Below are 24,545 nucleotides of genomic sequence, written 5' to 3' on the forward strand. Positions count from 1 at the left end.
CGGTCATGAGCGTCTTGTCGATCAACAACCTGACCGTTCGTTTCCCAGGCCGCAAGTCGACCTTCACGGCGGTTGAAGACGTGTCCCTGACCCTGGAAGCCGGCAAGATCCTGGGTGTTGTCGGCGAAAGCGGTGCAGGCAAGTCCACGGTCGGCAATGCGGTCATCGGCCTGTTGCAGGAGCCCGGACGGATCACGGCAGGTGAAATCCGGCTGGATGGCGACCGGATCGACCAGATGCCAGAAGCTTCCTTGCGCAAGTTGCGTGGCAAGCGGATCGGCATGATCTTTCAGGACCCGTTGACCTCGCTCGATCCGCTTCAGACAATCGAGGCCCAGCTTGTCGAGACCATCCGGGTTCACTTGCCCCTTTCCCCTGCACAAGCCAGAGAAAGGGCCCTCGAACTGCTGAAGGCAGTCGGCATTCCCGGCGCAGAGGACCGTCTCTCTCAATACCCGCACCAGTTTTCAGGCGGCATGCGGCAGCGTGTCGTTATTGCCCTCGCCCTTTGTGCGGAGCCGGAACTCATCATTGCCGATGAACCGACAACCGCGCTCGATGTCTCCATTCAGGCGCAGATCCTCGACTTGTTGCGAAAGCTCTGCCGCGAGCGGAACGTGGCCATGATGGTCATCACGCACGACATGGGCGTGATTGCCGAACTGACAGATCAGGTAGCCGTCATGTACCGAGGCAAACTGGTGGAGCTTGGCCCGACCGCACAGGTTCTCGGCCACCCGAGCCACGCCTATACGAAAAGCCTGATTTCTGCTGTTCCCCGGCCCGACATCAAGGTCGAACGTTTTCCAAGCGTTTCTTATATCGAAGAAGAGACACCCCCCTCCTCCGCCATTGACCTGTCCACCCACTGGCTGGGCAAGACACGTTCCCATGAACCGGTAACGGGTCCGCTTCTCAGTCTCTCTGATCTGTCCATGCGCTTCGAGACAAGGTCGTCGGTCTTTCCATCCCGGCGGCGTTATTTCGATGCAGTCAAATCCGTCTCCTTCGACATCAGGGAAGGAGAGACCTTCGGCCTCGTCGGGGAATCAGGATCCGGAAAATCGACCATCGCCCGGCTGATCACAGGCCTCTATCACCCCACCGGTGGTTCGATCCGCTTTGCCGGGCAGGATCTGACAGCACTGAAGGAGCGCAAGCAGATCCTTGCCATGCGCCGGCAGATGCAGATGATCTTTCAGGATCCGTTTTCATCCCTCAATGCCCGCATGCGCGTAAGCGCCATTGTCGCCGAGCCCATACGGCTCCACAGACTGGCGTCTTCCAACGCGGAAGTCGCGCAGATCGTCGCTGATCTTCTGGATCATGTCGGTCTGGGCGCGGCAGCCGGCGACAAGTTCCCCCATGAGTTTTCCGGCGGCCAGAGACAACGCATTTCCATCGCCCGCGCCCTTGCAACCCGTCCAAGGTTTCTTGTCTGCGACGAGCCGACCTCTGCTCTGGATGTGTCGATCCAGGCCCAGATCCTCAATCTTTTAAAGGATCTGCAGCAAGAGCTCGGGTTGACGATGCTGTTCATCAGCCATGACCTCGCGGTCATCCGGCAGATGTGCGACAGGGTCGCGGTGATGCGCAACGGCGAGCTTTGCGAACTGGCGGACTGTGAGGGCCTGTTCACCTCCCCCGGGCACGCCTACACCCGGCAGCTGTTGACCCTGATGCCATCGATGGAACTTCTCGCAGCCTCGCAGCAGGGCTGATTCGCGGTCCGCTAAGATCAAGCTTCTGTACGGTCAATCTGGGCAATGCCATCGGAAATCTTGGGCGCTGTCGTGCCTTTGCACGAAAAACCGGAGAAGAGACACAACTCTTCTCCGGTGTCTTTTTCTGCCAATACTCAAAACACAGGATCGACCTTGAAAACCGGCAGGTCCTTGTAAAATTCCGTAAGGTCACTTTAGCACATTCCATGGCGTTCTGTAGCCCCTCAGTGCTGAAATGAGAGGCAGTGTCAGCAACCTGACGCGAACATGCTTCGCAGCCGCCTTATTCTTGGCCGATCCATCCTGTTTACGGATCGGGAATCATGGCGACAGTCTGCCACGACTGGCATACAAGTCGGCTCCTACCTGCCATTTGTCCGCAAGGCACGCAGCTACTCAGGTTATTGAAGTCTCATGCCTCTTTCCGTCATCAAGCCGATGATCCGAAACCTCGCCTGTTTCGGGTTGCTTCTGCTCCTGTTGCCGCTTTTGTCCGCCGCATTTGCCTTCTATGGCCAGCAGGCGGTTTTGCCGGCCGCAGCCGTGTTGCTTCTGGCAGGCGCTTCGACGGCGCTCGGCGCGGGCGGACTTTTTCAGGTCGCAAGAACCGGCGCGTTTCTGCCTTTGGACCTGATGACATACGGGACTGCCCTGCTCTGTGCTCTTGGCGCAGGCCTTGCCGGATGGCTGAGCGGACAACCTGAAACCGCCGAGCCGCTCGCCCTGACGGCTGCCTGCCTTGCGACCCTGCGCGGTCTTTGCCGGACGGCGACAGGCACAGACACGATCTCAACCCGCATCCGGTTCGATCTGCATGACCCCTCTTCCTGGGAGTACCTCCAGGCGCTGGCGGGCGTCTTTCTTGCCCTGATCGCCGGCTTGGCCTGGGGTCTTTTTTCTGATCTTGCCTCGGGCCTGCGGGCGGGAGCTGCGGTTCTGGCCGTTGCCTGGCCCTATACGCCCGAACCTCTCCGGCGCATGGCGGCAAAGGCCGCAGAAACGCGCGCAGCCGGTTACGGCATCGAACTCTATGGCCCGGAAACCCTGAAGACCGTCCAGTCTGTCCGTTCGGTCGCTTTTGACCGGCACGCGCTTTTGGCCACAGAAGAACTGGTCGTGACCGATGTTCATGCCTTCGACCGCAGACAGGAACCGCTTCTGGCGGTCGCAGCGGCTGCAGAACGGCACGCGACCCATCCGGCGGCCCGGGCCATCCGCTCGATTGCGGCCGACTGGCAGGTGCCAGAGGGCGCTCCAGAAGAGTTCGAGGAAGTCCCCGGGCTTGGTGTTGTGGCCATGCTGGGTGGTGAAGCCATTGCCGTCGGCAACCGCAACCTGATGCAGGAACTGAAAATCGACAGCTTTACGGCGACCTCCCTCTGCCGGTCTCATGAGGCGGAAGGCAAGACCTGTCTCATCGTTGCCGCCGGTGGCCGCGCTGTCGGCATGCTAGCCCTGCACGTGACCACGCACCCGGACAGCCCGGCAACGATCGCCGCAATCCGGCACGCTGGTCGCAGCACCACGCTGGTTTCCGGCGCGGGCGAGGCAAGCGCCAATGCCTTTGCCAAGCAGCTGGGTATGAGCGCTGCCATTTCCGGCAAGCGGCCTCAGGCACGTCTGGCCAGCGCTGGCGAGGCTGTAGCCTCCGACACCGGTCTGTTTGTGACGCCGGAACCCGGCAATGGACTTCTGGTCTATTCCCTTGGCGGCAACGTTGCCCCCGGAGCGCTGCTGGCACGCATTCACCCGGCCCTTGCTGCGGCGCCCCTGCGGCACTTTCCTTTCCTTCTGGATGCTGCCCAGGACAGCAGCAAACTGTCCAAAGCCCTTCTGACCTTCCAGGCAGGCCTTTCAGGACTTGCCGCACTCTTCTGCTGTTTCATGCTGCTCCCGGTCGCCATTTCGCCCTTCATCTGTGGGCTATGCGCGGCAGGCGGCAAAATACTGGCGGCGAACTGGCTGCGGAAAAATAGAAACTCATGATCCCGGCAACCAAGGACTGAGGACAGAAGTCTCTTTTGGACGTTTCCCGCCTTTACAGATCCCCATCAGGTGAACTTAATCGATAATAATGCGGCCCAAGCGCCGCCACCTGACTGGGAGAGGTTTCATGGGTGACAAGAAGGAGCACCAGCTGCGCTCCAGGGCCTGGTTCAACAATCCGGACAATCCAGGCATGACGGCGCTCTATATCGAGCGCTATCTGAATTTCGGCCTGACTCGCGAGGAACTTCAATCCGGCCGGCCGATCATCGGCATCGCCCAGACAGGCTCCGATCTTTCCCCTTGCAACCGGCATCATCTTGAACTGGCCAAGCGGGTTCGTGAAGGCATCCGCGAGGCGGGAGGCATCTGCTTCGAGTTCCCGGTTCATCCGATCCAGGAAACGGGCAAGCGCCCCACCGCAACCCTCGACCGGAACCTTGCCTATCTTGGCCTGGTTGAACTGCTCTACGGCTATCCGATCGACGGCGTCGTGCTGACCATCGGCTGTGACAAGACCACGCCTGCCTGTCTCATGGCGGCGGCAACCGTCAACATCCCGGCCATCGCCCTGTCGGTCGGCCCGATGCTGAACGGCTGGTACAAGGGCGAGCGCACCGGGTCCGGTACGATCGTCTGGAAGGCAAGAGAACTTCTTGCCTCCGGAGAAATCGACATGTCCGGTTTCATGGATCTCGTTGAATCCGCAACGCCATCAGTCGGCTATTGCAACACCATGGGTACCGCCACGACCATGAACTCGCTGGCGGAAGCTCTGGGCATGGAACTGCCGGGCGGCGCAGCCATTCCCGCTCCCTATCGGCAGCGGGGGCATATCGCCTACGAGACAGGCCGGAGGATCGTGGACATGGTCCATGAAGATCTCAAGCCTTCCGACATCATGACCCGTCAGGCCTTCGAGAATGCCATCGTCGTGAACTCCGCCATCGGCGGTTCGACCAATGCGCCCATTCACCTGAACGCGATTGCCAGCCATCTGGGCGTGCCGCTGGACAATGACGATTGGCAGGACATCGGCCATGACGTTCCGCTCATGGTCAACCTTCAGCCGGCAGGAGACTATCTCGGCGAGGACTATTTCCACGCCGGTGGCGTTCCAGCAGTTGTTGCAGAACTGATGCGCCACAATGCCCTGCCCCATCCGGATGCAGTGACGGTGAATGGCAGGTCCATCGGCGACAATTGCCGCGGCATCGTCACCGATCTTCCGGACGTGATCCTGCCCTATGACGAACCGCTCAAGGAACGGGCCGGCTTCCTCAATCTGAAGGGCAATCTCTTCGACAGCGCGATCATGAAGACCAGCGTGATTTCGGAGGAGTTCCGCAACCGGTACCTTTCGAACCCGGATGATCCGGAAGCCTTTGAAGGCCGGGCGATCGTGTTCGAAGGACCGGAGGACTACCACGACAATATCGACAATCCCGAGCTGGATATCGATGAGAACTGCATGCTCTTCATCCGCGGCACAGGCCCGATCGGCTATCCGGGCGGTGCAGAAGTGGTGAACATGCAGCCGCCGGCAGCCTTGATCAAACGCGGCATTCATTCCCTGCCCTGCATTGGTGACGGCCGCCAATCCGGAACGTCCGGGTCTCCGTCGATCCTGAACGCCTCCCCGGAAGCTGCCGCAATGGGTGGTCTTGCCCTGATCCAGACCGGGGATCTGGTTCGCATCGATCTTGGCAAGGGAACTGCCAACATTCTGATTTCCGATGAGGAACTCGCCCAGCGGCGGACGGACCTGGAGGCAGAAGGCGGCTTTGCCGTCGCCGAGAACCAGACCCCCTGGCAGGAAATCCAGCGCTCCATGATCGACCAGTTCGACAAGGGCATGGTGCTCAAGCCTGCGGTCAAATACCAGGATGTCGCGCATACAAGAGGCCTTCCACGCGACAACCACTGAACCGGATGCGATGGGGAGCCGAGCAAATTGCTGACTGGCACCCCATTGCACACTTGACGATTACGTAAACGGTATGCTTGGGTCCATCCCAACCGGCGGGCGATGCCCAACAGGAGAGCCGGATACCTAGGAGAGCGGAAATGAGCCTGGAACAACTGACGGAAAGCGTGCGCGGCAAGGTCGCAGGCGGTGGCATCGAGGAGAGCGTCAAGTTCAACCTCGGCGGCACGGGAGCCATCTTCATTCAGGGCTCGACCGTCACCAACGAAGATGCCGAAGCGGACTGCACCGTCACCATTTCTCCGGAAGATCTTGCTGATCTTCTGGCAGGCGACCTCAACCCGACTGCCGCCTTCATGAGCGGCAAGATCCAGGTCGAGGGTGATATGAGCGTTGCCATGAAACTGGGCAGCATCGTCTGACGTTTCAAACGCTCGAGAGTTTGCGGAAATACACACGCCGGCCCCACTGGGGCCGGCGTTTTCTTTGCACCGGAGGAACCTTGCGCCTGTCAGGCCGCCAGAACACCGTTCTTTTTCGCCGTATGCGTGGCGATCAGGTCCATGATCGGCGGCGACAGGGCATCATAGGGCTCAAGCCCGAGTTCGCGCAGGCGGGCGCGGACGTCATCCATTTTAGCAGGCGGATAGCCGGATTCGATAATGGAAGACACGAAGGCCGCAAACTCCGGCGGTGACCAGCCGTCCTCATTCGACAGTTCGGTATGGATGAAATCGAGACCATAGAGCGGATGCTCGGTATTCTCGATCCGCCCATACATATGCACGCCGCAATCCTTGCAGGCATACCGCTGGATCGGCGCAGCCGGGTTTACGATCTGGAGTTTGTCGCCATTGGCCACAACGGAGACAGCTTCTTTCGGCACGACAGCGATCTGGCTGAACACGGCCCCTGCCGGCTTCCAGCATTTCGTGCAGCCGCAGACATGATTGTGGGCGCTCTGCGCGGAAATCCGCACCTTGACCGGATTGGACTTGCAATGACAGGACAGCGTTCCGCCCGCAAATCCGGGCTGGGCCGGCGCATAGCCGTTGTCCACCTGCGGATGGATCTTGACGCTGCTGGGCGGCGGCGCGGACGGTTTGCCGTCTGCCCCTCCGAAAATTCCCGATAGAAATGACATGAGAACGCACCTCCCTGCGTGTTTGGGCTCAAATCAACCCCGGACCTTTGCGCCTGCACCGGCCCGTCGGGAGGAAAGCCGAAGCTTCTGCCAACGGAGAAAGCCGGAGACGGCGGACGCATCCAGTCATGCAGAACATTAGAAACAACGTCCAAACAGTCACAAGCGATACATAGGTGTGTATTGGCTCGATTCCGCCTGATGGAAAATTGCCGGTTTGTCCATTTCGCGCAAATACTTGAGCGCAACTTGACGGGAACTTGCAGCACGCAATGAAAGCATTTTCAGGTGCAAAGCACAGCCCATTTCACCAGTCCGGGCGGATTGACCTGCCCGCTGTCCATGCCATGATCGGTGCATAAAGCGTCAGCAAGACGGGAATGGAGTGTGAAATCTTGGACCTGAGAAGAGCTGTTATTACGGATGCCCAGGCCATCGCAGATCTCGCTCGTGACGCCTATGAGCACTATATTCCGGTCATCAAGGCTGTTCCCCAGCCGATGCAGGCTGACTATGCCGAATTGATTGCCGCCGATGAGGTCTGGCTGTCGGGCCCCTCGGATCAACCGGACGCCTCACTCGTCCTGCGCCTGCAGCCTGACCATCTGCTTTTGTGGAGCATTGCGGTGGCTCCTCACCGCCAGGGCAGCGGTCTGGGCAATCATCTGCTCGACTTTTGTTTCCAGCGGGCAAGAGATCACCAAAAACCTGAACTCCGCCTTTTCACCAACGCGCTCATGACGTCGAACCAGCTCTGGTATCAGCGCCGCGGCTTCAGGGAAACGAGACGTGAGCAGATCGGCGACAAGCTGGCCGTTCATATGAGCGCCCCGGTCCCTGAAGCGTAACGCTTTTGGAAAGAATGATCTTTCCGCACGCCCACTTGGACCGCTAACCTGCCCGCATCAGATATTTCGGGAGGAACGAAGCGCTATGGTTCATGTGCTGATCATTGGTGCGGCTGGCATGGTGGGACACAAGCTTGCCAGGCACATCACGCAAGACGGCTCTCTCAATGGCCGGGCATTGACGAAACTCAGCCTGGTGGATGTGGTCGAACCGCCTGTCCCCGCAAATGCCCCTCAAGACACGATCTGCCGGGCCTGCGACTTTTCCCTCGAAGGCGAGGCCGAGCAGCTTGTGGCAAGCAGGCCCGACGTCATCTTCCATCTTGCCGCCATCGTGTCTGGCGAAGCTGAGGTGGAAACCGACAAGGGCTATCGCATCAACCTGGACGGAACCCGGCGGCTTTTCGAGGCGATCCGCGCACTAGGCGAAGGCTATTGCCCTCGGGTCGTCTTCACGTCTTCCATCGCGGTCTTCGGCGCCCCATTCCCGGATCCGATCCCGGATGATTTCCTGCCCGCTCCGCTGACGTCCTACGGGGCGCAAAAGGCGATGAGTGAATTGCTCCTGGCCGACTTCAGCCGCAAGGGCTTTCTGGACGGGATCGGCATCCGCCTTCCGACCATCGTCGTGCGACCCGGCAAGCCAAACAAGGCAGCCTCGGGCTTCTTTTCCGGCATCATCCGCGAGCCGCTCAATGGTCAGGAAGCCGTTCTTCCCGTTGCCGATGACGTCCTGCACTGGATGGCCAGCCCCCGCGCAGCAGCCGGGTTCCTGATCCACGCAGCGGGCCTGGACGGTGAGACTGTCGGCCCCCGTCGCAACATGACCATGCCCGGACTTGCGGTGACCGTCGCGGAAGAAATCGAGACGCTACGCCGCTTTGGCGGAGAAAAAGCCGTCAAGCTGATCCGCCGCGAGCGCGATCCGCTGGTCGAGAAAATTGTCGCCGGCTGGCCGCGTGGATTTGATCCTGCCCGGGCCCTGGCGCTCGGCTTCAAGGCAGACGAAAGCTTCGACGCAATCGTCCAGACCTATATCGAGGAAGAAGGCATCACCCTTTGATCATTTCCCCCTGCGCGGCCGCTCGCCAATATAGGCCGCGCGGGACCGGATCTGATCCGGCAGCCGGTACTGTTCCAAGGCATGAGCCACCCAGCCCACCATGCGCCCGGCACAGAAAATGACCTTGCCGGCTTCTTCCGGCAGGCCCAGCTGGCGCTGGATCACCGCAAAGGCAAAATCGATGTTGGGCGCAAGACCATAAAGCGCCTCACCGGCTTCTGTCAGCTTTGGTACAAGCCGGGCAAACGCCTGATCCCCCAGTCCTGCCGCTGCCAGTTTCAGCAGGCAATCCGCCCGGGGATCCCGTCCAGCATAAATTGCGTGACCAAAGCCCGGAAGAGCTTCGCCGCGCTGGAGCATCGCTCCGAGCTCTCGGTCGACATCCTCCTCGCCTTGAATGCGCTCCAGCCAGGCCGTCACCCGGTCGGAATGAGCCCCATGCCGCGGACCGCTAAAAGCGCCCAAACCGGAAATCAGCGCGGCATGCAGCGGGGCACGGGTAGACGCTGCACAGCGAACGGCAAAGGCGCTCGTGTTGAACTCGTGATCTGCCGCCAGAACAAGGGCAGCCCGCAGCAGTTCTGCATCGGGGCCAGGAAGCACATTCCACGCCTTCGCCAGTTGTATGTGAACCGGCAGCGCTTCTGGCTCGGGCAATCCCAGCAGCGCGGCACAGGCCACTCTCACCAAGGCAGCTCCCTTGTCCCGGAGCAGGGCAGGAGAATGCGTATAGGCAGCCCGGTCTTGAAGCGGCCATCCGGCCAGAGCCACCATCAACCTTTCCATCATGCCAAGGCCTTCGGGCAAATCGGGGAGGCGGCGAGGGGCGGGACGGGAAAAAGGATCGGTTTCACATTCCCAAAGCAGGTTCGCGACGGCCTCCAGACTGAAACTTCCGGCCAGTTCTACTGCCGAGTGACCACGGTACCAGGGCCCATCCTCCGCAATCAGCGTCAGGGATGTTGTCAGTGGCTGGGAATGCGGCTTGTCCGTTCCGGCAATTGAGCCCGCGGGCACTGCTTCCGCCCGCTGTCCCTGCAATTGGCGGATATCTGCGGCGTCATAGCGCCTTTGCTTGCCAGGCCCCGGCACCGAACGGATCAGGCCGCGGCTGACATAGGCGTAGAGGGTCGCGGGACGCACCCCAAGCTCGGCTGCAGCCTCGCGGGCCGAAAGATAGACAGGTTCGCTCATATATTGATTGTATTTATCAATATTGATCACTTCAAGAGATCCATGAGACCTAAGGCAAACAAGCTATCAGGAGAGATCTCATGACCCTCGTTTTTCCGGCACCCAGCCTTGCCAAGTCCACCGCATCGGGCCTCGAAGGCGTGATTGCAGCTGAAACAGTGCTCAGCGAAGTTGATGGTGCCAAGGGCCAGCTGGTTTTGCGTGGCAAGGCGATTGAGGATTTGGCCGGAAAACTGACGTTCGAAGAGGCGATTGCCTTTTTCTGGGATGGCTTGATCGAAACCGAAACGTCTCTGGAAGACCGACTGCTGCAGGGGCGCTTGAAAGCCTTTGAGCTGATGCCGGTCCTCGAAGCTGCCCCACGAGACCTGCCGGTCTATCAGCGCATGCGCCTTGGCCTCTCGGCCCTGGCGGACACGCAATCGGAAGAGGATGCCGCCGCCATCTGCGCTGCATTGCCTGTGTTTCTCGCCGCCTCGGCCCGCATTCAAGCAGGACTGAAGCCGGTCGCACCTGATGTCAGCCTCACCATTTCACAGGATATCCTGCAGATGCTGACCGGCAGAATGCCGGTCGAGCGCGCAGCCAATGCCCTGGACCGCTATCTGGTCACCATTCTTGACCATGGCCTCAATGCCTCGACCTTCACCGCAAGGGTGATTGCCTCGACCAAGGCAGACATGGCATCCGCGATCATCGGAGCCATGGGCGCACTGAAAGGTCCGCTTCATGGCGGCGCGCCCGGACCGGTTCTCGACATGCTGGATGCGGTCGGAACGTCCGAAAATGCTGACAACTGGGTTGCCGGAGAATTGAAAAAAGGCATCCGCCTGATGGGCTTTGGCCACCGGATCTACCGCACCCGCGACCCAAGGGCGGATGTGCTGAAGGCAGGACTTGCGGAACTGCCGCAGGAAGACGGCCGTATCGCGCTTGCGGAAGCGGTGGAAACGGCAGCGCTGGCGGCGCTGCGCCGGCACAAGCCCGACCGCCCGCTGGAAACGAACGTGGAATTCTACACCGCCGTCCTTCTCGAGGCTGCCGGCATCGACCGCAGCCTGTTCACGCCGCTCTTCGCAGTTGGCCGGAGCGTTGGCTGGTGCGCCCATGTGGTGGAGCAGCAGCAGACGGGCAAGCTGATCCGCCCGGCCTCCCGCTACACAGGCCCCATGCCTCAGATCTGACCGGCGCGGTTGTGACGAAGGACGGAAATCCGGCTCAAACGCCCTTCTTGTAGGCCATGCCAATCGTGCGTGGCGCGGTTTCCTTGAAACCGAACTTCTCATAGAGCCTGTTCGCCGGCACATCGGCGAGCAGGTTCACATAGGCGGTATCCGGCACATTGGCAGCGATATAGTCGCTGAGCGCCTGCATGATCATCCGGCCATATCCCTTGCCGTGATGCTCGGGCCGCACGACGATATCAACGATATGCACGGCCAGAGCGCCATCTCCAACAATGCGGCCCATGCCGATATCTTCGCCCGCCAGTTCCAGCACGATGCAATAGAGCGACCGGGGCAGCCCCGCCTGTGCAGCCTCGAGGGAATAGGCGCTGAGACCTCCGGACTTCCGCAGATCCAGATAGGTTTGGGGATCTGGCAGACGCTCGACAATCTGAGGGGTCACGGGCAGGCTCTCTTGATAATTTTCCGGAGGCGGAGCTTTGCCGAAATACGTACCACCTTCAATGAAAAAGGCCGGAGCAATGCCCCGGCCTTGAGTTTTTCCGAAACTCCGGGTCCTCAGCGGTTCGTCAGGATTTCCGGTCCCATCAGGCTGTAGGGCAGCCAGGTGGAGAGGGCCGGAACATAGGTCACCAGGATGAGGAACAGGAACAGGATCAGCACGAAGGGTGCAGCGGCCCGGACGACCTGAACCAGGCTCATCCCCGTGATCCCGGAGGTCACGAACAGGTTGAGGCCAATCGGCGGGGTGATCATGCCGATTTCCATGTTCACCACCATGATGATGCCCAGGTGGATCGGATCGACGCCCAATTCCATGCCGATCGGGAACACCACAGGTGCCACGATCAGGAGCAGGCCCGACGGTTCCATGAACTGGCCACCCAGGAGCAGCAACAGGTTGACCGCAATCAGGAAGGTGAACCAGTTGAACCCTGCGTTCAGCATCAGATCGGTGATCGCCTGCGGGATCCGCTCGGAGGTCAGAACATGGGCGAAGAGCAGGGCGTTGACGATGATGAACATGAGCATGATCGTCGTCTTGCCCGCATCCACCAGCACCTTCTTGGTGTCCTTGTGGAAGCAGCCTGGACCGAAATTTGCAACCGTCAGCCAGAGGTTCCGGCCAATGGCAGACCCAAGACCTTCCCCTTCCTTGCGCATCGGAACGCCCTTGAGCGGCCCCATGTCGCGGTAGATGAAGATCGCAATCAGGAACGAATAGACAGCAGCCACGGCAGCCGCTTCCGTCGGCGTGAATACGCCGCCATAGATGCCTCCAAGAATGATGACGATCAGCAGCAGGCCGAACCCGGCCTCACCGGCCGCCCTGGCAATCTCGCCAAAACCGGCGAAAGGCTGCTTCGGCATGTTCTTGATGCGGGCATTCACATAGATCGCGATCATCAGCATGAGGCCGGCCACGAGGCCCGGAATCACACCGGCAAGGAACATGCGGCCCACGGAAACGTCTGTTGCAGCAGCATAGACCACCATCACGATGGATGGCGGGATCAGAATGCCCAGGGTGCCCGCATTGGCGATGACGCCGGCCGCGAATTCCTTGGTGTAGCCAACCTGACGCATGCCGGCGATGGCGATGGTGCCGATGGCCACCACGGTGGCAGGCGAAGAGCCCGACAGCGCGGCAAACAGCATACAGGAGAACACTGCCGCAATGGCAAGGCCGCCGCGCACATGGCCCACGCAGGCGATGGCAAAGCGGATGATGCGGCGGGCAACGCCCCCGGTCGACATAAAGGCCGAGGCCAGAATGAAGAACGGGATCGCCAGCAGCGTATAGTTCTGCGAAGCGGTGAAGAGCTGCAGAGCAACCGACGAAATGGAATCGTTGGAGAAGATGGCAATCGCCAGAACGCTGGAAAGACCCAGCGAGATCGCGATCGGTACGCCCAGAAACAGAAGTGTCAGGACGAGAATGAAAAGGATTGCGGCTTCCATGGTCTCTTACCTCAATCCTTCAGAACGTCTTTGTTTTCGGCCACGAGCTCTTCCGCTTCATGCGCCGCGATCATCATCTCCCGCTGACCGGTGAGGATGTGCCAGGTTGCCTGGAGGCAGCGGAACGCGAAGAGCGCAAGTCCGACCGGAAGAATGATATAGGCGATCCAGCGCTGGACACGCTCCTTCGTGCCGAAGGCTTCCTGCACCCATTCCGGATAGCGCAGATCATCAAGACCGATGCCGATCTTGAACATCTTCTGCCAGTAATCGATGGCTCCGCCCTTGGCATCGATGCCGAAGACGTGCAGCCAATCGGCTTTCAGCAGGATGACCGCATAGGCCACACCGCACAGCGCGCCAAAAACGGCCGCAATACGAAACAGGGGCTTCGGGAACAGGCGGATGACGGCATCCACCCCCAGATGAGACCCGATCTTCACGCCATAGCTCATGCCGAACAGGATCAGCCACGCAAACAGGATGCGTGTCAGTTCAAGTGCGCCGGTCCAGCCGGAGTTGAACCCGTAACGGGCGACCACCTGGGTAAAGGTCACGAGTGTCATCGCCGCAAGAAGGAAGGCGATGACGCCTTCCTCGAAGCGGGTGACCCAATTGTCGAGGCGTTGCATTGTTTCCCCCGAATCGTGCCCTGCGGCACGTTCTCGAATGATTATTTCCCTATCCGCACCCGATATGGCCCCTTGTGAAAAGGACCTTCCAGCCTGTGGCATCGGACGCTCTGCGGGCGGAAGCTTTTTGTTCTCTTCCCGCGCACGCCTGGGGCGGAGACCCCCGGAAGGGCCGGCGGACCGGCCCTTCCAAAGCTGACCTTACTTGGCCGTGTTGGACGCGACTGCAGCGTCGATCAGGTCCTTGCCGATATCGCCTTCGAACTTGGACCAAACCGGCTTCATGGCATCAACCCATGCCTGACGCTGTTCCGGGGTCAGTTCGCGGATCGTGGCACCTGCATCCAGAATGCGCTGACGGTTGGTTGCTTCCTGCTGGGCAACGGAGCCGTTTGCGGCAGCAGTGACTTCCTCTGCAATCTTGAGGAACTGGTCACGGACATCCGGCTCCAGGCTGTTCAGCCACTCGTCAGAGGTGACGAGCAGGTAGGCGAGGAGCTGGTGGTTCGTTTCGGTGATGCCGTCCTGAACTTCAAAGAACTTCTGGGTATAGATGTTGGACCAGGAGTTTTCCTGACCATCCACAACGCCGGTCTGCAGTGCGCCGTAGACTTCCTTGAACGCCAGCTTCTGAGCGTTTGCACCCATGGCTTCGATCATGGCTTCGGCAACGTCAGACGTCTGGATGCGGAACTTCATCCCGGCTGCATCCGTCGGCAGCAGCAGCGGCTTGTTGGCAGAGAACTGCTTCAGACCGGAACTCCAGTAGCCAAGGCCCTGGAACCCGTATTCGGTCATGGAGTTCAAGAGAGCCTTGCCTTCCGCGCCGGTGGAGAAGCGCTCGACTGCATCCAGATCCTGGAACAGGAACGGCAGATCGAACAGGCGGAACTTCAGGGTGTAGGCTTCGAACTTGGACAGGGACGGAGCTGCAAGCTGAACGTCACCCAGAAGCAGGGCTTCCATCACCTTGTCGTCATCGAACAGCTGAGAGTTCGGGAACACCTGCATGCAGGCCTTGCCGTCCATCTCCTTGTTGACGCGTTCGGCCAGCAGAGTGGCTGCATCGCCCTTCGGGTGACCGGTCGCAGCCACCACGTGGCTGAACTTGATCACGATTTCGCCGTCATCACAGGATTCAGTTGCCTGCGCTGCGCCGGAGAACGCAAGGGTGACTGCAGCGGTCGCTGCGAGAAGAAGCTTTTTCATGAAATGTCCTCCCAGACATTTTTCGTGTGTCCGGCCGCGTAACGGGACCGGAGCGCGAAAGCACGCTGGAAACACTATAGCAACGCTTGTGCCAAACCGGAAAAACTCAAGATTTCTGCCGGAAAATCCTCGGAGACCCCATTTGCTCCAGCCTTGAGCCGAGGGGAACGGGTCGAAACCGACACGCTCCAGAGCGGAAATGTGTCGAAATCGACCCATCTCCAAAGATTCAATGCTGCTTCAGGGAACCGCTCTGAAGATCGTGCCGGAATCTTTGGCCAAGGTGCCTGAGTTTGTCCGGGTTCCGCATGATGTAGATGTTCGCAACCTGGCCTTCCTCGGTGAAGCCAAGCGTCATGGCCGCGACCACCTGTTGCCCCTCCCAGACCACAAGCCCCTCGATCCCGTTCATTTCCCGCCGCTCGATGCGCGTACCCAACCAGAGACGGCCGAAAATCCTGGCAATATAGCGGGAGACCTCGTCTTGCCCGGACAGCACGCGGCGCAGGGCCGTCGCCTTGCCCCCGCCATCACTGCTCAGATTGACGGTCTCAGCCAGAAGCATACTCAACTGATCGGGCGCCCCCGTCACAAGCGCCGCCTGAAAGGCCTCCAGAAAGGCCGACTGCTGATCTGCGCTCGGCCGGAACCGGGCCTTTTCCTGACGGACGGACTTGGTGCTTCTTGACACCAGCTGACGGCAGGCTGCCTCACTCATGCCCAGGGTTTCGGCCACCTCGGCATAGCTCTTTCCGAATACCTCCCGCAGAAGGAACGCGGCCCGCTCTCGCGGGGTGAGCCGTTCCAGAAGCAGCAGGAAGGCCGTGGTAAGGGACTGCGCCCTGTCCAGATCCTCCTCCTGGGAATTGCATGTTTCCGTCTGCAAGGGCTCGGGGATCCAGGACCCGATATAGTCGACACGGGTCCGGGAAGCTGCCTTGAGTAAATCAAGGCAGCGGTTCGTGCAGACCCTCACGAGCCAGGCTTCCCCATTCAGCAGTTGGGACGGGTCAACAGCCTGCCATTTGAGAAACGTGTCCTGAACAGCATCTTCCGCATCGGCAACGACACCGAGCATGCGATAGGCGAGCCCCATCAGCTGGGGCCGCACCTTCTCGAAAAGAGCCGTCTTTGCATCGGGTTCTGACATCTTAGTGGTTCGATACCCCGAGCCGGTTCCACATGTTGATCATCGCCACGACAGCCGTGATCGCGCTGATCTGCACATCCGAATAGTGCTTTCTCAGTTCATCCCTCAGGATGCCGAGATCCTTGCTGTCGTCCAGCACGGTCAGGGCTTCGGTCCAGGCAAATGCGGCCTTTTCCGCAGCCGAGAAGTCACCCGAATGCCGCCAGACCGTCAAACGCTCCAGCCGCTTGTGGCTCTCGCCGTCCTTGAGGGCTTCTTCGACATGCATGTTCACGCAAAAGGCGCACCGATTGATCTGCGAGGCAAGCAGCTTCACAAGATGATGAAGACCCGCGTCGATGTCTGTCTCAAGGAGACGGTTATGCGCCTCGACAAAGGCACGATACACCTCGGGGATATTCTGATGATGGTTGATTGCAGCATGAGACGTCATTTGTGTCATCCAGGTTGGAGTTTGTCTTCGTGACACCAGGACGACGAGCGGCGTTTCCAGCCTGTGACAGGCAGCTGCAATTTAATCCACGGCCAGCATGTCTCCTTTGCCCAGACCGTATTTGCGCATCTTCTCATAGAGGGCCTTGCGGGAGAGGTTGAGGCTCTCGTAGGTCGGCTTGATCGCTCCGCCGTTACGGGCGAGTTCAGCGGCGATCAGCGCCTTTTCATAGGCAGCCACCTGATCGAAAAGGCTGGCCCCCCAGGAACTGACGGCAGCGGCCGAACTGTCGATGCCAAGCACGAAACGATCCGCGATATTGCGAAGCTCCCGCACGTTCCCCGGCCAGTCCCGTGTCATCAACGCGGCAAGATAACCCTCCGGGATATCCGGAATTTCCCGCCTGTACCGCGCCCGTGCCTCTACAGCCAGATGGCGGAACAGGAGCGGAATATCCTCGATCCGCTCACGCAAGGGCGGAATGGCGACGGAGACCACGTTCAGTCGGTAGAACAGGTCGAGACGGAACCGGCCTTCGCGCCCGGCAGCCTCCAGATCCTCTTTCGTCGCGGCAATGAAGCGGACATTGAGATCGATCGACTTGTTGGACCCGAGACGCTCAATGGTCCGGGTCTCGATCACCCGCAGCAGCTTGACCTGCAGCTCCAGCGGCATGGATTCAATTTCATCCAGAAACACCGTGCCGCCATGGGCATGTTCCAGCTTGCCGATCCGCTGGCTGATGGCGCCCGTGAAGGCGCCTTTCTCATGCCCGAACAGTTCGGATTCGATGATTTCAGCGGGCAGTGCACCACAATTGAGCGCGACGAAGGGACGGGACTGACGCGGGCCTTCATCATGAAGAGCCCGGGCGACCACTTCCTTGCCCGAACCGGTTTCCCCGAGGATCAACACGTCCGCATCCGTTGCGGCCAAGGCCGCCACTGTCCGGCGCAGCTGATCCATCGCAGGCGTCCGGCCGACCAAGCGGCCCTCGATGCCGGTCCGGTCGGCGAGTTCCTCTCTCAGCTTCCTGTTTTCCAGCACGAGACGGCGCCGATCCAGCGCACGCTCGACAACGGAATCCAACCGTGAAACGGAGAAAGGCTTTTCCATGAAATCATAGGCCCCGGCGCGCATGGCTTCGACCGCCAGCGGCACATCACCGTGACCGGTGATCAGCACGACGGGAAGGGCGGGATCGATCTCGAAGGCCCGGCGCATCACGTCGAACCCATCGGTTCCCGGCATCCGGATATCGGTCACGAGCACACCGTAGAAGTCGCGGGTGATGCGTTCCAGCGCCGCGTCCGGATCTCCGGTGGCCATGACTATATGACCGCTCAGTTCCAGCCCCTGGGACAGGGAAGCCCGCAGGTCTTCCTCATCATCCACCAGCAGCACCCAGCCTTGATCCATGTTCTCTATTCCGCTGCGAGGGTTTGGGTTCCGGCGACTGGAAGCCGCATGGTGAAGCTTGCGCCACCGGACGGGCCATTGACGGCCGTCAGAGTGCCGGAAAAGTCATGGACGATCTTGTATGCGATGGAAAGGCCGAGGCCCAGCCCCGCTCCCACGTCCTTCGTGGTGAAGAAGGGATCGAAGATCTGGGGCAGGACATCCTCGGAAATGCCCGGACCATTGTCCGTAACCGACAGAACCGCATGACCGTCCTCAACAGCCATGGACAGCCGGACACAGGCGTCCTTCCGGCCCTTCACCGCATCAAGCGCGTTCGTCATCAGGTTCACGACCACCTGTTCCAGCCGGATCTGCCCGGCGGATACGATAATGTCGTCTGCAGGCAAGTCCGTCTCGAAGGCCACTCCGCTCTGCTTGATCTGCGGCATGAGCAGCAGCAGGGCCTCATCGATCACCTGACGCAGCGAGACCGGTTTTATCTCGGTTCCGGACCGGCGGGTGAAGCCTTTCAGGGTGCGGGCAATTTCCGCCATGCGGCCAACCATGCCGCCAATCCGGGTCAGATTGGCGAGCGCCTTTTCCGGCATTCCGCGCGCGATCAGCATTTCCGCCACTTCCGCGTCGGACCGGATGGCAGCCAGTGGCTGATTGTATTCATGGCTGAGCGCTGCAGACATCTTGCCGAGGGTGGCAAGCTTTGCTGCCTGGACAAGTTCGGCTTGAGCCTGCCGAAGCTCCGCCTCAGCCTGTTCCCTGTCGCGCACTTCCTGTTCAAGCTGGGCATTGGCGGCGCTTAGTTCCGCCGTGCGGGTGCGCACGCGCCGCTCCAGCCGAAGGGCCGCAGCCCGGTCCAGACGCTGCCGTCGGCCAAACTCCTCCCGGCGGCTCAGCCAGATCCACACAAAGCCCAGAACGATGACGCACAACAGCAGGGAAATGACCATGGCCCTGGCCGACTGGCGCCGCGCCTCCGTCGTGTCTGCAAAAGTCATCACCCGCCAGCCGAGGACGGGCAGGGGAGCGGCAAGCTCCATCCGGCTGCGGCTGATACCTCTGTCGGCAAGACGATTGAAATTGACCGGGTTCGGGCTCGTATCGATGACGCTGAGCTTTTCGGTATGGCCCAGATCCTCAAGGTTCTTACCGCGCCACTGAGAAACATTGGTCACAACGACAAGCCCCGAGCTGTCCACGGCAACAATGGGGTCTTTGGAGAGCGCCCAGGCTTGCTCCACATAGGCGAGGCTGACGCGGACGGCCAGAACACCTGTCACCTGGTCACCACTGCGAACCTGTGAGGCAAAGACATAAGAGGCTGGCGTCGTTGTCGAACCGGGCAGCAGCTCGCGCCCGAGCTGGCCGCGCAACGCATCTTCAAAGGCAACAGGGATCAGGCTGGCGCTGCGGTTGATGTTCCGCTCCTTGTTGCTGGTGGCAATCAGGTCGCCCCGGGCGGACAGCATCCAGACTTCTTCCGCCCCGGCCATGCCGGCGGCCACCGCGGAAAGCTGGCTTCCGGTTTCCTCATCAGCTTCAGAAACGATGCGCGCGATCTCGGGGCTGCGGGCCAGGAGCGGCGCCATGAGACGGAACTTGTCGAGCAAGCCTTCCAGTACGGCGGACTGAACCGCGAGGTTGGCTGTCGCACGGGTGCGGACTTCGCTCAGGAAAAAGCCAAGACTGGTCGTGCCGGTAATCCAGACCACTCCGGTTCCGGCCACCAGCACCGCAATGACTGCGAAGATCTTCAACCGGCGTGCCAGCCGCCTCTGAGTGAACATGCTCATGCGGCTATCATATCAGGGTTCGGCTTCCAAGCGCATCCCGGCAGGACGCAGCGTCAGATTTCCCTAAAGGCAGGCCCGACACGGCCCTGATCAATGGTCACGCTCTTGATCAGGAGAAAGACACACTGACCAGGAGCCAGTCCAAGGTCAGCGGAGGAAGCCCGCGTGATCCGCGAGCGCAAAGTCTGGGTCCCGATCTTGCAGACCACTTCCACATAGGGACCATCCAGCGGCCGGAGTGCTTCCACCTTGGCCTTCAGAATGTTGCGCACACTGATACCGCTCGGCCTTGTCAGGGAAATGGAGACATCCCGAGCCGGGATACGCAGCCGGATCCGGTCGCCAAGAGAGGCGGGCAGCCCCGGCACCTGAATGACAGCGCCTTCATCTAGCGCCACATCCACAAGGTCCCACTGCTCGTCCCTGTGGGCCACGACCCCTTCAAGAAGTGCAGCTGTTTCCTCGCCGCCCAGATCCGTTCCGGGATCCAGACTTGCAAGCACTTCCGACACAGGCCCCGAGGCGACTGTCTTTCCTCCCGACAGGATCACCAGCGTCTGGGACAGCCTGGCAACTTCTTCCATCGCATGGCTGACATAGAGGATCGGCAAGCCGGTCTCGCTGCGCAGCCGGTCGAGATAGGGGAGGATGTCCGCCTTGCGCGCCTGATCGAGCGAGGCGAGAGGTTCGTCCATGATCAGCAAACGCGGCGACGACAGGAGCGCCCTGCCGATGGCAACCCTTTGACGCTCGCCTCCGGACAACTTGCCCGGCTTGCGGTTGAGGAGATGACCAATCCCGAGAAGCTCCACCACTTCGGTCAAGGATCTGTCTGCGGACCGCCTGCCGGCCCAGCGCGCGAAGGTCAGATTGGACTTCACACTCAGATGCGGAAACAGGCGGGAATCCTGAAAAACGTGGCCGATACGGCGGTTCTGAACCGACACATCGATGCCTCTGGCACTGTCGAACAGCACTTCCCCATTGACGGCAATCCGCCCTTCCTCCGGTTTCAGGAGTCCGGCGATCATACGGGTGACCGTCGATTTTCCCGCACCCGAGGGGCCAAAGAGCGACGTCACGCCCTGGGGCGCGGTGAATTGGGCGTGAACGGCAAACTGCCCGGCCCGGCCCTTGATATCGACCTCAATCATCGGCAGCACCGATGCGGCGGCGCAGATGCCTGGCAAGTAGCTCGGAAAGCAGCAGGGCGCCCAGCGCAACCGCTGCCGAAATAATGGTCAGCCGGAACGCCATGACATCGCCGGAAGGCGTCTGGGTAGCGGTATAGAGCGCCAGTGCCAATGTCCGCGTTTCCCCGGGAATGTTGGAGACGAAGGTGATCGTTGCCCCGAATTCGCCCATGGCCTTGGCAAAGGCAAGAACAGCCCCTCCCAACACGCCGGGAAGGGCAAGAGGGAAGGTGACCACGGCAAATGTGATCAGCCTCGGCGCCCCCAGGGAGGTTGCGGCCTCTTCGAGCTTCGGATCGATTGCCTCAAAGGCCAGCCGGATCGGCCGGACGAGGAGAGGGAAGGCCATGACACCCGCTGCCAAGGCCGCGCCCATCCAGTTGAAGGCAAAGCTGAGGCCAAAGGTTTTCGACAAGAACTGTCCTGCCGGTCCAGCGGGCCCGAACACCAGCAGCAACACAAAACCTGTCACGACAGGCGGCATGACCAGAGGCATGTGGATCAGGGCATTGAGGAGCCCATGACCGGGAAACCGCCACCGGGCGAGGCCATATCCCGTGAGAACCGCCAAGGGCAGCGAAACTGCCAGCGCGGTTGCCGCAACCTTGAGCGATAGGGACAAGGCCTCCCATTCTTGCGGATGAAGCTCGAAAAACGCCACGCTCAGTCCAATATCCTCATCCGCCGTACACCTGCGTCCCGGCCTCTGGTTCAGTTTGCCGGGGTGAACCCCGCTTCTTCGAGACGCTTGCGGGCAGCATTGCCGGACAGATACTCGAGGAAAGCGGCAGACCCTTCAGACGCACCAACCGTCAGAGCGGCAGGATAGCGGATCGGCGTGTGGCTTTCGCGCGGAAAAACGGCCAGCACATCCACATCCGCTTCCACGAAGGCATCCGAGGAATAGACGATGCCAAGAGGCGTATCGCCACGGGCAACCGACGCCAGGGCAACGCGGACATTTTCCATCGGTGCAAGCTTGCCGGAGACCGTGTCCCAAAGACCGGTGCTTTCGAGCGACTGCTTGCCATACCGGCCGGCGGGAACGGTTTCCGGATCGGCAATCGCCAGGCGCCCATCCCCAAGACGGCCGGTGATCGCTTCGGCGGTCAACTCCAGCTTCTCAGCTCCTTTGGGACCGACAAGAACCAGCTCGTTTTCCGCAATGACGCGAACAGTGGCCGGGTCGACAGCTTCCTTCTCAACCGTATAGGCCATCCAGGCCTCATCGGCAGAGATGAAGAGATCGGCAGGCGCCTTGGCTTCCACCTGGCGGGCGAGGGTGCCCGATCCGGCGAAGGAGAAAACGGCTTCCTTGCCCGTCTCAGCCTGGAAATCCTTGCCGATGGCACTTAGCGCGTCGGTCAGGCTGGCTGCCGCAAACACCGTGACCTTGTCCGCAGCAAGTGCCGGGGACGCAAGGCTCAGAGACAGGGAGACGGACAGCAGGAACTTGCGGAACATGGAAGGTTTCCTCGATATGTTCAATTGGACATATCGATATTAGGCGGAGCGTTCCGCTTCTGCAAGCACAGGTTTTACCATCCCGGTCAAGGCAGAGAGATCGGCAGCGGCCCCTGTCTCAAGAGACGTCTCAATCGACCGGAATGTCACCAGCAAACGTTCACCGAAGGGAGTCAATCGGCTACCGCCGCCACCGCCAGAACCGCCTTTTTCCGTTTCCACCACAGGCTCCGCAAACTGGCTGTTCAGATCGGAGATCAGGCTCCAGGCCCGTTTGTAGCTCATCTTCAGCCGCTTGCCCGCAGCCGACAGAGAACCCGTTTCCGCAATGCCCTGAAGCAGATCTGCCTTGCCGGGACCGAATGCCACTCCGGGCGCAAGAACGATGCGCAGGCGGATCTTGGGAAACTCGTCGGACATGGCAGGCTCGCAGTCTGTGATACGGATCAGGCGCGGGTGCGCCTGTCCTGCCTTATCATGTCCGCGCCCTTTTCGGCGATCATCATCGTCGGCGCGTTGGTGTTGCCAGAGGTGATTGCCGGCATGACCGAAGCGTCCACAACCCGCAGTCCGGCAATGCCCCGGACCCGCAGACGGCCATCAACCACGGACGCGTCATCCGTTCCCATCCGGCAGGTTCCGACCGGATGGAAGATCGTGGTGCCGATGCTGCCAGCGGCCTTCGCCAGATCTTCATCGCTTTCCAGCTTCGCGCCCGGCAGATATTCCTCCGGAGCGTGCCTGGCCATGGAAGGGGCAGACATGATCTTGCGGGTCAGGCGGATGGAATCGGCAGCAACCTTGCGGTCGCTTTCAGCAGAGAGATAATTCGCCAGGATTTCCGGCTGGGTGTTCCGGTCGGGCGATGTGATGTGAATATGGCCCCGGCTGTCGGGCCTCAGATTGCAGACACTTGCCGTGATGGCCGGGAAGCTGTGCAGCGGGTCCCCGAACTTGTCGAGAGACAGCGGCTGGACGTGATACTCCACATTGGCCGTCTCGAAAGACGGATCGGACTTGGCGAAAACGCCCAGCTGGCTTGGTGCCATGGACATGGGACCGGTGCGGCGCAGGGCGTATTCCATGCCGATCAGCATCTTGCCGAACCAGTTCCCCGCTTTCTGATTGAGCGTTACTGCGTCCTTGATCTTGTAAATGGTTCTGAGCTGCAGGTGATCCTGCAGGTTCTCGCCGACCTGCGGCAAGGCATGAACCGTCTCGACGCCAGCCTTTGCCAGAACGCCCGGATTGCCGATGCCGGAGAGTTCCAGAAGCTGCGGAGAGCCAACCGCGCCTGCGGCCAGAACCACTTCGCCTGAGACCGAAACTTTTGCGGCTTCGCCTTTCACCGTCAGCTCCAGACCCGCTGCCCGGCCATTTTCGATCAGAAGACGGCTGGCATGGGCTTCCGTCAGCACTTTCAGATTCGTCCGCTTCATCGCAGGGCGCAAAAACGCCTTCGCCGCATTCCAGCGGATGCCGGATTTCTGGGTGACCTGAAAATAGGACGCGCCGAAATTGTCGCCCCGGTTGAAATCATCGATCTTGGGAATGCCGGTCTCGGCGCAAGCGTCCCGGAAGGCGTCCAGCACTTTCCAGGACAGGCGCTGCTCCTCCACGCGCAAGCCACCACCCTGACCATGCATATCATCGTTCAGCGCATAGTGGTCCTCGGACTTGCGGAAGAAGGGCAGCACGTCATCCCAGCTCCACCCATCAAGCCCCTGCTGGCGCCAGCCATCATAGTCACGGGCCTGCCCGCGCATGTAGATCATGCCATTGATGGAAGAACAGCCACCGATGACCTTGCCACGCGGATACATCAGGGAACGGCCATTGAGGCCTGGGTCCTTGGCCGTGTGAAAGCCCCAGTCCGTGCGCGGATTGCCCATGCAATAGAGATAGCCAACCGGAATATGCACCCAGATGTAATTGTCGTTCCGGCCCGCCTCCAGCAGCAACACCTTCACGTCCGGATCCTCGGACAGCCGGTTCGCCAGCACGCAGCCCGCAGATCCGGCTCCGACAATCACATAGTCCCAGGTTCCCAGATCGCGCATGTCTCCTCCCGGCGTTCTCTGTTTCATCTGCGATGGAGACATGGTGCCGGAGCAGGGGTCAAGTGCCCATGAGCGCACATCGAAACTCGAGCTGACGCACAGTCCTTGCGCAGACCCGGACAAGAAAACACCCGGAGGACCCCGGGTTTACGGAAAAATG

The 24,545-nt window shown here is 60.5% G+C and carries 22 protein-coding genes; 7 read left to right on the forward strand and 15 right to left on the reverse strand.

All coding sequences use genetic code 11. The annotated features are described in order from the left end of the window. Positions 1-5: 5 nt before the first annotated feature. The 4 genes from BUA94_RS16450 (at position 6) to BUA94_RS16465 (ending at position 6,059) form a co-directional block, all read left to right on the forward strand. Positions 6-1,721 carry an ABC transporter ATP-binding protein gene (locus BUA94_RS16450; protein ID WP_073014448.1) on the forward strand — a complete coding sequence of 572 codons (1,716 nt, stop codon included), beginning with the start codon at positions 6-8 and terminating at the stop codon, positions 1,719-1,721. A 417-nt stretch (positions 1,722-2,138) separates the two neighbouring features. Beyond that, positions 2,139-3,710, forward strand: coding sequence for an HAD family hydrolase (locus tag BUA94_RS16455; protein ID WP_073014449.1), 1,572 nt, complete (start codon positions 2,139-2,141; stop codon positions 3,708-3,710). Positions 3,711-3,837: 127 nt separating this feature from the next. Continuing rightward, entirely contained in the window at positions 3,838-5,637 is a 1,800-nt protein-coding gene (locus BUA94_RS16460; protein ID WP_073014450.1) for an IlvD/Edd family dehydratase, read from the forward strand. Positions 5,638-5,777: 140 nt separating this feature from the next. Next, on the forward strand, positions 5,778-6,059 hold the full coding sequence (locus BUA94_RS16465; RefSeq protein WP_073014451.1) for an SCP2 sterol-binding domain-containing protein: 282 nt from the start codon (positions 5,778-5,780) through the stop codon (positions 6,057-6,059). Between the two features lie 89 nt (positions 6,060-6,148). Here the strand turns inward: BUA94_RS16465 and gfa are convergent, their stop codons facing one another. Next, positions 6,149-6,781: an S-(hydroxymethyl)glutathione synthase gene (gene gfa / locus BUA94_RS16470; RefSeq protein ID WP_084082090.1), complete on the reverse strand. Its 633-nt coding sequence runs from the start codon at positions 6,779-6,781 to the stop codon at positions 6,149-6,151. 395 nt (positions 6,782-7,176) lie between these two features. On the opposite strand from gfa, the gene BUA94_RS16475 reads away from it, so the two are divergent. Together BUA94_RS16475 and denD are read left to right on the forward strand one after the other, a co-directional pair. Continuing rightward, on the forward strand, positions 7,177-7,629 hold the full coding sequence (locus tag BUA94_RS16475) for a GNAT family N-acetyltransferase (protein WP_175558070.1): 453 nt from the start codon (positions 7,177-7,179) through the stop codon (positions 7,627-7,629). A gap of 85 nt (positions 7,630-7,714) precedes the next feature. Next, complete coding sequence (gene denD, locus BUA94_RS16480) at positions 7,715-8,692, forward strand: D-erythronate dehydrogenase (protein ID WP_073014453.1); 978 nt, start codon at positions 7,715-7,717, stop codon at positions 8,690-8,692. Here the strand turns inward: denD and BUA94_RS16485 are convergent, their stop codons facing one another. Next, positions 8,693-9,916, reverse strand: a complete 1,224-nt coding sequence (locus BUA94_RS16485) for a citrate/2-methylcitrate synthase (protein ID WP_208980132.1) — start codon at positions 9,914-9,916, stop codon at positions 8,693-8,695. 50 nt (positions 9,917-9,966) lie between these two features. Between BUA94_RS16485 and BUA94_RS16490 the strand changes: the two genes are divergently transcribed. Next, a complete protein-coding gene (locus BUA94_RS16490; RefSeq protein WP_073014455.1) occupies positions 9,967-11,070 on the forward strand; it encodes a citrate synthase/methylcitrate synthase in 1,104 nt (367 codons plus the stop codon). 34 nt (positions 11,071-11,104) lie between these two features. Here BUA94_RS16490 and BUA94_RS16495 read toward each other — a convergent pair whose 3' ends face one another. The 13 genes from BUA94_RS16495 to BUA94_RS16555 form a co-directional block, all read right to left on the reverse strand. After that, positions 11,105-11,515 carry a GNAT family N-acetyltransferase gene (locus tag BUA94_RS16495; RefSeq protein WP_073014456.1) on the reverse strand — a complete coding sequence of 137 codons (411 nt, stop codon included), beginning with the start codon at positions 11,513-11,515 and terminating at the stop codon, positions 11,105-11,107. A gap of 116 nt (positions 11,516-11,631) precedes the next feature. Next, entirely contained in the window at positions 11,632-13,035 is a 1,404-nt protein-coding gene (locus BUA94_RS16500; RefSeq protein WP_073014457.1) for a TRAP transporter large permease, read from the reverse strand. Between the two features lie 11 nt (positions 13,036-13,046). Beyond that, complete coding sequence (locus BUA94_RS16505; RefSeq protein WP_073014458.1) at positions 13,047-13,667, reverse strand: TRAP transporter small permease; 621 nt, start codon at positions 13,665-13,667, stop codon at positions 13,047-13,049. A 201-nt stretch (positions 13,668-13,868) separates the two neighbouring features. Further along, positions 13,869-14,876 carry a DctP family TRAP transporter solute-binding subunit gene (locus BUA94_RS16510; RefSeq protein ID WP_073014459.1) on the reverse strand — a complete coding sequence of 336 codons (1,008 nt, stop codon included), beginning with the start codon at positions 14,874-14,876 and terminating at the stop codon, positions 13,869-13,871. 229 nt (positions 14,877-15,105) lie between these two features. Beyond that, positions 15,106-16,026 carry an RNA polymerase sigma factor SigJ gene (sigJ, locus tag BUA94_RS16515; protein ID WP_073014460.1) on the reverse strand — a complete coding sequence of 307 codons (921 nt, stop codon included), beginning with the start codon at positions 16,024-16,026 and terminating at the stop codon, positions 15,106-15,108. A gap of 1 nt (position 16,027) precedes the next feature. Beyond that, positions 16,028-16,459 (reverse strand): carboxymuconolactone decarboxylase family protein, encoded by a 432-nt coding sequence (locus BUA94_RS16520; protein ID WP_139251181.1) that lies wholly within the window; start codon positions 16,457-16,459, stop codon positions 16,028-16,030. A gap of 81 nt (positions 16,460-16,540) precedes the next feature. After that, positions 16,541-17,878 (reverse strand): sigma-54-dependent transcriptional regulator, encoded by a 1,338-nt coding sequence (locus tag BUA94_RS16525; RefSeq protein WP_073014462.1) that lies wholly within the window; start codon positions 17,876-17,878, stop codon positions 16,541-16,543. Between the two features lie 5 nt (positions 17,879-17,883). Further along, positions 17,884-19,668, reverse strand: a complete 1,785-nt coding sequence (locus tag BUA94_RS16530; protein WP_073014463.1) for a sensor histidine kinase — start codon at positions 19,666-19,668, stop codon at positions 17,884-17,886. Positions 19,669-19,721: 53 nt separating this feature from the next. Continuing rightward, entirely contained in the window at positions 19,722-20,822 is a 1,101-nt protein-coding gene (modC, locus tag BUA94_RS16535; protein ID WP_073014864.1) for a molybdenum ABC transporter ATP-binding protein, read from the reverse strand. Then, entirely contained in the window at positions 20,815-21,528 is a 714-nt protein-coding gene (gene modB / locus BUA94_RS16540; RefSeq protein WP_208980157.1) for a molybdate ABC transporter permease subunit, read from the reverse strand. Before modB ends, modC begins: the two co-directional genes overlap by 8 nt. Positions 21,529-21,572: 44 nt before the next feature. After that, complete coding sequence (modA, locus tag BUA94_RS16545) at positions 21,573-22,325, reverse strand: molybdate ABC transporter substrate-binding protein (RefSeq protein WP_073014465.1); 753 nt, start codon at positions 22,323-22,325, stop codon at positions 21,573-21,575. 39 nt (positions 22,326-22,364) lie between these two features. Further along, positions 22,365-22,745 (reverse strand): winged helix-turn-helix domain-containing protein, encoded by a 381-nt coding sequence (locus BUA94_RS16550; protein WP_073014466.1) that lies wholly within the window; start codon positions 22,743-22,745, stop codon positions 22,365-22,367. Between the two features lie 26 nt (positions 22,746-22,771). Continuing rightward, complete coding sequence (locus tag BUA94_RS16555; RefSeq protein WP_073014467.1) at positions 22,772-24,385, reverse strand: GMC family oxidoreductase; 1,614 nt, start codon at positions 24,383-24,385, stop codon at positions 22,772-22,774. Positions 24,386-24,545 lie beyond the last annotated feature (160 nt).

The organism is Roseibium suaedae (genome assembly GCF_900142725.1).
Taxonomy (GTDB): domain Bacteria; phylum Pseudomonadota; class Alphaproteobacteria; order Rhizobiales; family Stappiaceae; genus Roseibium; species Roseibium suaedae.

Excerpts from the sequence above, each read along its gene's own strand:
- BUA94_RS16520 (WP_139251181.1), bottom strand. The coding sequence starts at position 16,459 with ATGACGTCTCATGCTGCAATCAACCATCATCAGAATATCCCCGAGGTG.
- BUA94_RS16555 (WP_073014467.1), bottom strand. The coding sequence starts at position 24,385 with ATGCGCGATCTGGGAACCTGGGACTATGTGATTGTCGGAGCCGGATCT.
- BUA94_RS16455 (WP_073014449.1), top strand. The coding sequence starts at position 2,139 with ATGCCTCTTTCCGTCATCAAGCCGATGATCCGAAACCTCGCCTGTTTC.
- BUA94_RS16500 (WP_073014457.1), bottom strand. The coding sequence starts at position 13,035 with ATGGAAGCCGCAATCCTTTTCATTCTCGTCCTGACACTTCTGTTTCTG.
- BUA94_RS16550 (WP_073014466.1), bottom strand. The coding sequence starts at position 22,745 with ATGTCCGACGAGTTTCCCAAGATCCGCCTGCGCATCGTTCTTGCGCCC.
- BUA94_RS16460 (WP_073014450.1), top strand. The coding sequence starts at position 3,838 with ATGGGTGACAAGAAGGAGCACCAGCTGCGCTCCAGGGCCTGGTTCAAC.
- BUA94_RS16525 (WP_073014462.1), bottom strand. The coding sequence starts at position 17,878 with ATGGATCAAGGCTGGGTGCTGCTGGTGGATGATGAGGAAGACCTGCGG.
- BUA94_RS16490 (WP_073014455.1), top strand. The coding sequence starts at position 9,967 with ATGACCCTCGTTTTTCCGGCACCCAGCCTTGCCAAGTCCACCGCATCG.
- denD (WP_073014453.1), top strand. The coding sequence starts at position 7,715 with ATGGTTCATGTGCTGATCATTGGTGCGGCTGGCATGGTGGGACACAAG.
- BUA94_RS16510 (WP_073014459.1), bottom strand. The coding sequence starts at position 14,876 with ATGAAAAAGCTTCTTCTCGCAGCGACCGCTGCAGTCACCCTTGCGTTC.
- BUA94_RS16465 (WP_073014451.1), top strand. The coding sequence starts at position 5,778 with ATGAGCCTGGAACAACTGACGGAAAGCGTGCGCGGCAAGGTCGCAGGC.
- modC (WP_073014864.1), bottom strand. The coding sequence starts at position 20,822 with ATGATTGAGGTCGATATCAAGGGCCGGGCCGGGCAGTTTGCCGTTCAC.
- modA (WP_073014465.1), bottom strand. The coding sequence starts at position 22,325 with ATGTTCCGCAAGTTCCTGCTGTCCGTCTCCCTGTCTCTGAGCCTTGCG.
- sigJ (WP_073014460.1), bottom strand. The coding sequence starts at position 16,026 with ATGTCAGAACCCGATGCAAAGACGGCTCTTTTCGAGAAGGTGCGGCCC.
- BUA94_RS16450 (WP_073014448.1), top strand. The coding sequence starts at position 6 with ATGAGCGTCTTGTCGATCAACAACCTGACCGTTCGTTTCCCAGGCCGC.
- BUA94_RS16530 (WP_073014463.1), bottom strand. The coding sequence starts at position 19,668 with ATGAGCATGTTCACTCAGAGGCGGCTGGCACGCCGGTTGAAGATCTTC.
- BUA94_RS16505 (WP_073014458.1), bottom strand. The coding sequence starts at position 13,667 with ATGCAACGCCTCGACAATTGGGTCACCCGCTTCGAGGAAGGCGTCATC.
- gfa (WP_084082090.1), bottom strand. The coding sequence starts at position 6,781 with ATGTCATTTCTATCGGGAATTTTCGGAGGGGCAGACGGCAAACCGTCC.